7 protein-coding genes and 1 pseudogene are annotated in these 9,935 nt (G+C 73.8%); 6 read left to right on the top strand and 2 right to left on the bottom strand.

All coding sequences use genetic code 11. The features are described from left to right. Positions 1–599, top strand: a pseudogene (locus tag ACZ42A_RS06675) (hypothetical protein); the annotation flags it as partial. Continuing rightward, positions 532–1,833, top strand: coding sequence for a vWA domain-containing protein (locus ACZ42A_RS06670; RefSeq protein ID WP_468526028.1), 1,302 nt, complete (start codon positions 532–534; stop codon positions 1,831–1,833). The pseudogene ACZ42A_RS06675 and the gene ACZ42A_RS06670, both read left to right, overlap by 68 nt. A 47-nt stretch (positions 1,834–1,880) precedes the next feature. Here the strand turns inward: ACZ42A_RS06670 and ACZ42A_RS06665 are convergent, their stop codons facing one another. Then, positions 1,881–4,415, bottom strand: a complete 2,535-nt coding sequence (locus tag ACZ42A_RS06665) for an ATP-dependent Clp protease ATP-binding subunit (RefSeq protein ID WP_468526027.1) — start codon at positions 4,413–4,415, stop codon at positions 1,881–1,883. A gap of 179 nt (positions 4,416–4,594) precedes the next feature. After that, entirely contained in the window at positions 4,595–5,380 is a 786-nt protein-coding gene (gene map / locus ACZ42A_RS06660; protein ID WP_468526026.1) for a type I methionyl aminopeptidase, read from the bottom strand. A 33-nt stretch (positions 5,381–5,413) separates the two neighbouring features. On the opposite strand from map, the gene ACZ42A_RS06655 reads away from it, so the two are divergent. The 4 genes from ACZ42A_RS06655 (at position 5,414) to ACZ42A_RS06640 (ending at position 9,913) form a co-directional block, all read left to right on the top strand. Next, positions 5,414–5,677: a helix-turn-helix domain-containing protein gene (locus tag ACZ42A_RS06655; protein ID WP_468526025.1), complete on the top strand. Its 264-nt coding sequence runs from the start codon at positions 5,414–5,416 to the stop codon at positions 5,675–5,677. Positions 5,678–5,775: 98 nt separating this feature from the next. Next, positions 5,776–7,614, top strand: coding sequence for a hypothetical protein (locus tag ACZ42A_RS06650; RefSeq protein WP_468526024.1), 1,839 nt, complete (start codon positions 5,776–5,778; stop codon positions 7,612–7,614). A gap of 158 nt (positions 7,615–7,772) precedes the next feature. Further along, a complete protein-coding gene (locus ACZ42A_RS06645) occupies positions 7,773–8,615 on the top strand; it encodes a nitrilase-related carbon-nitrogen hydrolase (RefSeq protein WP_468526023.1) in 843 nt (280 codons plus the stop codon). A gap of 11 nt (positions 8,616–8,626) precedes the next feature. Next, complete coding sequence (locus tag ACZ42A_RS06640) at positions 8,627–9,913, top strand: aspartate aminotransferase family protein (protein ID WP_468526154.1); 1,287 nt, start codon at positions 8,627–8,629, stop codon at positions 9,911–9,913. The last annotated feature ends 22 nt before the right edge of the window (positions 9,914–9,935 follow it).

Genomic DNA, 9,935 nt, shown 5'->3' with positions numbered 1-9,935 from the left:
TCGCGTCCGGTGTCTTCGGCTGGGTCGGCGGGTGTGGTGTCGGGTTCGGCGTCTTCGGCTTGGTCGGCGGGTCTGGTGCCGGGTCCTGTGCCTTCTTCCGCGTCGGCGGGCCCGGTGTCGCGTCCGGTGTCTTCGGCTGGGTCGGCGGGTGTGGTGTCGGGTTCGGCGTCTTCGGCTTGGTCGGCGGGTCTGGTGCCGGGTCCTGTGCCTTCCTCCGCGTCGGCGGGCCTTGTGTCGCGTCCCGTGCCTTCGCCCGCGTCGGCGAGCCCGGGGCCGGATTCCGTGTCCCCGCCGACGCCGGTGGGTCCGGTGCCGGCGAGCCGGGTGCCCCGTGTCGTGTCCTCGCCTGCGCCACCCAGTCGCGTACCGCGCCCTGCGTCCTCGTCTGCGCCGCCGAGCCCCGTGCCGCGCCCCGCGTCCTCACCTGCGCCGCCCAGCTCGGTACCGCGCCCCGCGTCCTCGCCCGCGCCGCCCAGCCCCGTACCGCGCCCCCCGTCCTCGCCCGCGCCGCCGAGCCCGGTGCCCCGCCCCATGGCCCCGCCCGCGCCGCCGCGCCCGGTGCGGGCCGCGTTGCCGGAGGCTCCGGCGGGCTCCGGTGAGGTGGCCGGGCGGACCCGGCTTCGGCTCGACAGGGAGAAGTTGCTGGCCGCCCGGCTGCACGCGGTGAAGGTTCGTCCCTATCTGGCCGACGCGCTGTTCGCGCTGCACGTGGTGGAGGACCGGTCGGTGCCGACGATGGCGGTGGACGCGCACTGGCGGTGCTACGTCTCGCCCGGCTTCGTGGCGCGCACCCCGGTGGAGGAGCTGGCGGGCGTGTGGGTGCACGAGGTCTCCCATCTGCTCCGGGACCACCACGGCCGCGGCGAGCGGTACGCGCGCGAGCACGAGGAAAACGGGCCGGGCGAACGGCTGCGCCGGAACATCGCCGCCGACTTCGAGATCAACGACGACATCTACGGCGACGGTCTGCCCCTGCCCTCCGGAGCGGTGCTGCCCTCGCTGCTGCGGCTGCCCGAGGGGCTGCTGATGGAGGAGTACCTGCGCACGGCGTCGATGTCCTCCCTCGCCGCGGACCTGGCCTGGCTGGACTGCGGCAGTGGTGCCGACGGGCAGGAGCGGCCCTGGGAGCTGGGTCCCGACGGGGCCCACGGGCTGACCAGGCAGCAGCGCGACGCGGTCCGCTTCCGGGTCGCCGAGGGGATCAAGGGCAGGCCGGGCGAGGCGCCGGAGGGGTGGCGTCGCTGGGCGGACGAGGCGTTCCATCCGCCGCAGCCGTGGCGGCAGTTGCTGGGGTCGGCGGTCCGCTCGGCGGCGGGCGCGCCGGGCGTGGGCGAGGACCACAGCTACCGGCGTCCGTCCCGGCGCTCGGCGAGCGTCCCCGGGGTGGTGCTGCCGAGCCTGCGCCGTACGCCGCCCCGGGTCTGTGTCGTGATCGACACCTCCGGGTCGGTGAGCGACGCCGAGCTGGGCAGCGCGCTGCTGGAGGTGGCGGCGATCTCACGGGCGGTGGGCGGGCGGCGCGACCTGGTCTCGGTGATCTCCTGCGACGCGGCGGCCGGGGTCGCCGTCCCGCTCTGCCGAGCCGAGAACATCGAGCTGATCGGCGGCGGAGGCACGGACCTGCGCTCCGGGTTCGCCCAGGCGCTCCGCTCCCGGCCGCGCCCGGACGTGGTCGTCGCCCTGACGGACGGTCAGACACGGTGGCCCGACCAGCCGCCCTGCCGCACCGTCGTCGGTCTCTTCCCCCGTCCCGCCCGCGCCGTGAACGAGGACGACCCGGACTACGTCCCGGACGCCCCGCCCTCCTGGGCGCGGGTCGTCACCATCGGCTGACGATGCGGGGTGGTGCGCAGCCCCCTGGCCGACCGCCGCCCGGCCGCCTAGCCGACCGCTGCCTGCTCCGGGCGGAAGGCGAGCCGGTCGTCCGACACGTCCACCGTGACCCGGTCGCCCTCCTTCACCCGGCCGTCCAGCAGCAGCCGGGAGAGCCGGTTGTCGACCTCGCGCTGGATGGTGCGGCGCAGCGGGCGGGCGCCGTACTCGGGCTGGTAGCCCTGCCGGGAGAGCCAGTCCACGGCCGCGTCGGTGAACTCCACGGTGACGCCCTGCGCGGTGAGCAGCCGCCGGGTCTCCTCCAGCAGCAGGTTGGTGATCCGGTGCAGCTGGTCGGGGGTGAGCTGGCGGAACACCACGATCTCGTCGATCCGGTTGAGGAACTCGGGCCGGAAGTGCTCGCGCAGCGGGCGCAGGATCTGCTCCCGGCGCGCCTCCTCGTCGGCCTCGCCGCCGCCCGGCCCGAACCCGATGCTCGCGCCGCGCCGGATGATCACCTCCGAACCGAGGTTGCTGGTCATCACGATGACCGTGTTGGTGAAGTCCACCGTGCGGCCCTGCGCGTCGGTGAGCCGGCCGTCGTCCAGCACCTGGAGCAGGATGTTGAAGACGTCCGGGTGCGCCTTCTCCACCTCGTCGAGGAGGAGCAGCGAGTACGGATGACGGCGGACCACCTCGGTGAGCTGCCCGGCCTCCTCGTGGCCGATGTATCCGGGCGGGGCGCCCACCAGGCGGCTCACCGTGTGCCGCTCCTGGTACTCGCTCATGTCCAGCCGGACCATCCGGTCCTCGCTGCCGAACAGCGCCTCGGCGAGCGCGCGGGCCAGCTCCGTCTTGCCGACGCCGGTCGGGCCGAGGAAGAGGAAGCTGCCGATCGGCCGGTCGGGTGAGGACAGCCCGGCCCGGGAGCGCATCACCGCGTCGGAGACGACCCGTACCGCCTCCTCCTGGCCGACCACCCGCTCGTGCAGATGCTCCTCCAGGCCCAGCAGCCGGTCCTTCTCCTCCTCGGTGAGCCGGCTGACGGGGATCCCGGTCAGCCGGGACACCACCTCGGCGACCGCCTCCGCGGTCACCTCCAGGTTCTGGCCCTCGTCGGCCTCCTCGCCCCCGGCGGCCTCGGCGATCCGCTGCTTCAGCTCGGTGATCCGGTCGCGCAGCCGCATCGCCTGCTCGTACTGCTCGTCCGCGACCGCCTGGTCCTTGTCGAGCGCCAGCTGCTCGGCCTCCCGCTCCATGGCCCGTACGTCCGTGCCCTTGGTGCGCGCCCGCAGCCGTACGCGCGCCCCGGCCTGGTCGATCAGGTCGATCGCCTTGTCCGGCAGGCGCCGGTCCATGAGATAGCGGTCGGACAGCTCCACGGCCGCCTCCAGCGCCTGGTCGCTGTAACGGACCTGGTGGTGGGCCTCGTAGCGGTCGCGCAGTCCGCGCAGGATCTCCAGCGCGTCCTCGGTCGTCGGCTCCGGCACCAGGATCGGCTGGAAACGGCGGGCCAGCGCCGCGTCCTTCTCGATCCGGCGGAACTCCTCCAGCGTGGTGGCGCCCACGATGTGCAGCTCGCCGCGCGCGAGGGCCGGCTTGAGGATGTTCCCGGCGTCCAGCGAGCCGCCCTCGCCGCCACCGCCCGCGCCGACCACGGTGTGCAACTCGTCGATGAAGATGATCAGCTGGTCGGAATGGCTGCGGATCTCGTCGACGATGTTGTTCATCCGCTCCTCGAAGTCGCCCCGGTAACGGGTGCCCGCGACGACGCCCGTGAGGTCGAGGGCGACCACTCGGCGGCCGATCAGCACATCCGGTACGTCCCCGTCGGCGATCCGCTGGGCCAGCCCCTCGACGATGGCGGTCTTGCCGACACCCGCGTCGCCGATCAGCACCGGGTTGTTCTTGCCCCGGCGGGACAGCACCTCGATGGTCTGCTCGATCTCGTCGTCCCGCCCGATCACCGGGTCGATACGGCCCCGGCGGGCCTGGTCGGTGAGATCGCGGCCGTACTTGTCGAGGGTGGGCGTGCCGGTCTGCCGCGGCCGTTCGACCCGGGGCGCCGCCGGTCCCACCTCCGGTGCCTCCGGGGGCACCCGGCCGGGGGAGAAACGGGCCGCGTTGAGGATGTGCCCGGCCGCCGAGTCGGGGTTGTTGGCGAGCGCGCTGAGGACGTGCTCCGGGCCGATGTAACCGGCGCCGGTCGCCCGGGCCAGGTCGTGCGCGTCCAGCAGGGCGCGCTTGACCGCCGGGGTGAGGGACAGCGAGGTGGGCGGGGGCGCCTCGCCCTCCTGGTACTGGACGGGGCCCGTGCGCTCGTCGATCTCCGAGGCGAGGGAGTCGGGGTCCGCGCCGGAGCGGCTGAGCAGGCTCCGGGTCGGTTCGGCGGACAGGGCCGCGCGGAGCAGATGCTGGGTGTCGAGGTCCCGGCTGCCGTGCTCGGCGGCGTACTGCGCGGCGCCCCGGACCAGATCCCGGGCCGGCTGGCTGAGCAGCCGGCCGATGTCGATCTGGCGCGGGCCGGGGCGGGGGCCGCCGAAGAAGCGGGCGAGGAATTCTCCGAAGGGGTCGCCCTCCGAGCCGATGAAGCCGCTGGTCATCGTTTGGGTTCCTTCGCTGTTGACGTGCCGGGGCCGGGTATCCCGGGGTGGGCTCGCTTATGCCACCTTGGCACGAGTTGCGGCTGCGGGCATGTGCAGGGGGCGCCTTCTGAGGTGGGGGCTGTCGTTGTCTCGCGGGTGCGGGTTGTGTGTGGCTGGTCGCGCAGTTCCCCGCGCCCCTAAGCGGCGGCGTCCACCCGTCGGTCCGTGAGCACCCTGGGTCCTGCTTCCGTGATCGCCACCGTGTGTTCCACGTGGGCTGCTCTCGAGCCGTCGTTGGTGCGGAGGGTCCAGCCGTCCGGGGCCGCGTGGTAGCCGTCGGTGCCGCCCGCGATGAGCATGGGCTCGATGGCCAGGACCATGCCCGCGCGCAGCGGGAGGCCGCGGCCGGGGCGGCCCTCGTTGGGGACCCCCGGGTCCTCGTGCATCCGGCGGCCGATGCCGTGCCCGCCGAAGCCGTCCGGGATGCCGTAGCCGGCGTCCCGGCACACCCTGCCGATGGCGTGGGCGATGTCGCCGATGCGGTTGCCGACGACGGCGGCCTCGATCCCGGCGGCGAGGGCGCGCTCGGCCGTTTCCACGAGGCGGACGTCGGCGGGACGGGGCCGGCCGACGGTGAAGGTGATCGCCGAGTCGCCGACCCAGCCGTTCAGCTCGGCGCCGAAGTCCAGGGAGACCAGGTCGCCGTCGCGCAGGCGGTACCGGGTGGGGATGCCGTGCACGATCGCGTCGTTCACGGAGGCGCACAGGACGGCGGGGAACGGGGTCGGGGCGAAGGAGGGGCGGTAGCCCAGGAAGGGCGAGGACGCGCCGGCCTCGCGCAGCACGTCGCGGGCCAGGGTGTCCAGGTCGAGGAGGGTGACGCCCACGTCCGCGGCGTTCCGTACGGCCGTCAGGGCGCGGGCGACCACCTGCCCGGCCTCGTGCATGGCATCGATCGAGAGATCCGTCTTCAGTTCCACCATGCCAATTACTATACCGGTATTAGAATAGGCGTCATGGTGCGTACTCCACTCACCCCGGAAGAGCGGGAACGCGGCGAGCGGCTCGGTCTGCTGCTCCGGGAGGCCCGCGGCGGCCGCAGCATGGCGGACGTGGCGGCGAGCGCCGGCATCTCCGCGGAGACGCTGCGCAAGATCGAGACCGGGCGGGCCCCGACCCCGGCGTTCTTCACGGTCGCCGCCCTCGGCCGCGCCCTGGGGCTGTCCCTGGACGAGCTGGCCGTGGCCACGACCGTCACGGCCGGGGCGGCGGCGGCCTGAGGGTCCCGCGCCCCGGCTGAAAACTCCCCGTAGCGAGCCCGTAACACGGCTCGTGTTGGCTACGGACCCGAGTACTCCGGTCTTGCGGGGAGTGGGCGATGACAGTGGATCAGCTCCCGGGACGGGTGCGGGAGTTCGCGGACTACCTGGGCGGCCTGCTGGCGCGGCTGGACCCGGACGGCGGGTGGTGCGCGGTGTTCTGGCAGCGCGACCCGGACGGTATGCAGGCCTGCCTGGACGGGTGGGAAGTCCCGCCCTGGGACGTGGTGGAGGCCCTGCTCCAGGACCTCGCCGCCGAGCACGGGCCCGAGGCCGCGGCCCGCGAGGAGGACCGGGCCCGCTTCCTGCACGCCGCCGCGCTCGCCGCGTACGACGCCCGGCCCGGCGGCCGGGACGCCCTGGGGGACCGGCTCGACGTGATGCTCCGCGAGCAGAAGTACGCCGCCGAACGCCTCGCCCAGCTGGGACGGGCCCTCGCCTCGGCCACCACCCAGGAGGCCGCAGACGCCCTCCGCCTCGACCTCGCCTGGGCCCGCGACGACCACGACCGCGCCACCGCCCGCTGCGCCGAACTCCGCGCCCGCATGGCCGACCTGGACCAGCGCTCCCCGGCGGGCAGGGCACAGAACACGCAGCCGATCCGGCCGAGGCGGGCCGGGGGAGGGCAAGAGGAGGCGTCGGAGTTCCGCCAGGCGTTCGAGCCCGAGGTGCCGGATTCCCGCCAGGCCTTTCACCGCGAGGCGCCGGAGTCCCGCTGGGCCCATGAGCCCGAGCCGTCGGAGTCACGCCGGGTGTATGAGCCCGAGATGCGGGACTCCCCCCGGACGTATGGGCCCGAACCGTCGGAGTCCCGTCGGACGTATGAGCCTGAGCCGTCGGAGTCCCGCCGGACGTATGAGCCTGAGCCGTCGGAGTCCCGTCGGACGTATGAGCCCGAGCCGTCGGAGTCCCGCCGTACCTTTCGCCCCGAGGCGCCGGAGAACCGCCCGGCGCACCATCCCGAGGCGCCCGACCCCCGCCCGGCCCGTCACTTCGCCCCCGCCGTCCCCACGACCGACGCCCCCGGTGTCACACCGTCGACACCGACCCCCGTCCCAGCCCCCACCCCAGCCGCCCCGGCTCCCGCGCCCACCCTCGGGACACCGACCCCCGCCGACCAACCCCCCGCCACCCCGACTCCCGCCCCCACCCCCACCCCCAAGCCCCGCAAACGCCGCCGAGGCAGTGCCCGTTTCGCCGGGATGGTGGAGGACGACGGTGCCGCGCCCGTCGTCGTACCGCCCGCCCCGGTGCCCGTGATGCCCGAGCCGGCCGCGCGGACCGGGCGTACCCCGCGCGGAGCGCGCTTCGCGGGGGTCGACGAGGCCGTGCAGGTGCCCGAGCCGCCGCGGGGGGAGTCCCTGGACGCGGCGGCGCGGCGGGAGGCCGGGGCGGTGACCGAGGCGCTGGCGCGGCTGCGTGCCGAGGGACGCAGCGGGGAGGCGCACGCGCTGCTGGTCGAGGCCGCGCACTGGCCCGCCGCCCGGTTCCCGCTGCTCGCCGCCGAGATGGAGCGCGCGGGGCTCGCCGCGGACTGGGCGACCCTGCTGTGGGAGACCGCCTCGCTGCCCGCGGAGCGGCTGGTCGCCGCCGCCGACGCGCTCACCGCGGCCGGGCGGAGCACGGACGCGCAGCAGATACTGCGCCAGGGCGTCGTGCGCCCCGCCGCGGAGATCGGGCAGGCCGTGCTCGCGCTGGCCGCCGAGGGCCGCCGCAGCGAGGCGGACGCCCTCCTCGACGCCTACGTCCGGGTCCGCAGCCCGGAAGAGGCCGCCCGCAGCGCCACACCCGACCCGCAGACCCTCGTCCCGCTGCTCCTGGAGGCCGCCGGACGGGTATCCGCCGAACGGCACTGGGACCTCGTGCACGCCCTCCGGGTCGCCGGACTGACCCCCTGACCGGCCCCGTCGATCACCCACAGGAGTGGCAGACACGGCCGACCGAGCGGGTTGCCGACGATGGTCTTGGCAAGGCCTCCGCTGAGGCATACGTTCATCCCTCTACGACCTGCGTCTACGGGCGTAGAGGCTCTGACGTCCCGTCGAAGGAGCAGCTCATGGCCAACGTCGTACGCGCCGCTCTGGTCCAGGCGACCTGGACCGGCGACACCGAGTCCATGGTCGCGAAACACGAGGCGCACGCCCGCGAGGCGGCCCGGCAGGGGGCCAGGGTCATCGGGTTCCAGGAAGTCTTCAACAGCCCCTACTTCTGCCAGGTCCAGGAGCCCGAGCACTACCGCTGGGCCGAGCCCGTGCCCGACGGGCCGACCGTGCGCCGGATGCGGGCGCTGGCCCGGGAGACGGGGATGGTGATCGTGGTCCCCGTCTTCGAGGTCGAGCAGTCCGGCTTCTACTACAACACCGCGGCCGTGATCGACGCGGACGGCAGCTACCTCGGCAAGTACCGCAAGCACCACATCCCGCAGGTGAAAGGCTTCTGGGAGAAGTACTACTTCAAACCCGGCAACCTCGGCTGGCCCGTCTTCGACACCGCCGTCGGCAAGGTCGGCGTGTACATCTGCTACGACCGCCACTTCCCCGAGGGCTGGCGTCAACTCGGCCTCAACGGCGCCCAGCTGGTCTACAACCCGTCGGCCACCCACCGCGGGCTCTCCGCCCACCTCTGGCGGCTGGAGCAGCCCGCCGCGGCCGTCGCCAACGAGTACTTCGTCGCCGCCATCAACCGCGTCGGCCAGGAGGAGTACGGCGACAACGACTTCTACGGCACGAGCTACTTCGTGGACCCGCGCGGGCAGTTCGTAGGGGAGGTCGCCGACGACAGCAAGGAGGAACTGGTCGTGCGCGACCTCGACTTCGACCTCATCGAGCAGGTGCGGCAGCAGTGGGCCTTCTACCGCGACCGCCGCCCCGACGCGTACGAAGGGCTGGTGCGGCCGTGACCAAGGACCACGTGACCAAGGACCTGCTGGGACGGCACCGGGCCGTGCTGCCCGAATGGCTCGCCCTCTACTACGACGACCCGATCGAGATCACCCACGGCGAGGGCCGGCACGTCTGGGACGCCGAGGGCAACAGGTACCTCGACTTCTTCGGCGGCATCCTCACCACCATGACCGCGCACGCCCTGCCCGAGGTGACCAAGGCGATCAGCGAGCAGGCCGGGCGGATCATCCACTCCTCGACCCTCTATCTCAACCGCCCGATGGTCGAACTCGCCGAGCGCATCGCCCAGGTGAGCGGCATCCCGGACGCCCGGGTCTTCTTCACCACCTCCGGCACCGAGGCCAACGACACCGCGCTGCTGCTGGCCACCACCTACCGGCGCAGCAACACCGTCCTCGCGATGCGCAACAGCTACCACGGCCGCTCCTTCTCCACCGTCGGCGTCACCGGCAACCGCGGCTGGTCCCCGACCTCCCTCTCCCCGCTGCAGACGCTGTACGTGCACGGGGGCGTGCGCACCCGTGGTCCGTACGCCGCGCTCGACGACGACGCGTTCATCGAGGCCTGCGTCGAGGACCTGAAGGACCTGCTCGGCCACACCCGCCCGCCCGCCGCCCTCATCGCCGAACCCGTCCAGGGCGTGGGCGGCTTCACCTCCCCGCCGGACGGCCTGTACGCCGCCTTCCGCGAGGTGCTGCACGAGCGCGGCGCGCTGTGGATCGCCGACGAGGTGCAGACCGGGTGGGGCCGCACCGGCGAGCACTTCTGGGGCTGGCAGGCGCACGGCCGCAGCGGCCCGCCGGACATCGTCACCTTCGCCAAGGGCATCGGCAACGGCATGTCCATCGGCGGGGTCATCGCCCGCTCCGAGATCATGAACTGCCTGGACGCCAACAGCATCTCCACGTTCGGCGGCACTCAGATCACCATGGCCGCGGGCCTCGCCAACCTCACCTATCTGCTGGAGCACGACCTCCAGGGCAACGCCCGGCGGGTCGGCGGGCTGCTCATCGAGCGGCTGCGGGCCGTCGCCGCGCAGATCCCGGCCGTACGGGAGGTCCGCGGGCGCGGGCTGATGATCGGGATCGAGCTGACCCGGCCCGGCACCGACGAGGCGGCGCCCGAGGCCGCGGCGGCCGTGCTGGAGGCGGCCCGCGAGGGCGGGCTGCTCATCGGCAAGGGCGGCGGGCACAACACCAGCGCCCTCAGGATCGCCCCGCCGCTGTCCCTCACCGTCGCGGAGGCCGAGGAGGGCGCCGCGATCCTCGAACAGGCGCTGCGGAGCGTTCAGTAGTCACCGAGCAGGGGAGCGTCGC

It is taken from the genome of Streptomyces sp. NPDC030838 (genome assembly GCF_055572035.1).
This window is presented reverse-complemented; position numbering and strand designations above follow the sequence as displayed.